Raw genomic sequence first — 512 nt, 5'->3', positions numbered from 1 at the left:
CGTGATCAGTATTGATCGCGATGGTTCAGGCAATGCGAACGTCTTTACCAGTGCCATTACGTTGGCTAATGTCCATACTGATCTGGAAACGTTGTTGCAAAATAACCAAATTATTGTCTAACCAATAACCAAATTATTGTCTAACCAATAAATAGGGAGCCCACAGTGGAAACACTGTGGGCTTTTTTGTATAGCTGATCAACAGATTACGGATGCCTAATTCAGGGTGATGACAACGCCAGCAATTTATTGATATTGATGGATGAGATATCGCCCTACATGGAGATTTTAATGAAAGCTCTTGGTAATAAATTTAAGTACGCCACTATCGTGTCATTAATGTTAGCCAGCGGATGGTGTTCTTTGCCAGCTTCTGCGCAGAAGGGACTCTCTGGTGGGCATAACAATACGGTGTCTACGGTGTTAGATGCCAATGGGCAGACCGCTGGTTCAGGGACCATTGCAAACGGTTATCGTCCTGTCGGGGAGGTTGTGCCGGAGTTGGCGCAAAT

Annotated in this window: 1 protein-coding gene; it reads left to right on the top strand. The window is 44.5% G+C overall.

Annotated features, from left to right (window positions below):
• Positions 1 to 291: 291 nt before the first annotated feature.
• Positions 292 to 512 (top strand): hypothetical protein (locus AC2A06_RS18835; protein ID WP_484381296.1); only part of this gene is annotated, 221 nt, incomplete at its 3' end.

The organism is Serratia sp. HNCC26DJ244 (genome assembly GCF_057180565.1).
The sequence above is the reverse complement of the archived record's forward strand: the minus strand, read 5'-3'. Positions and strand labels throughout refer to the sequence as shown.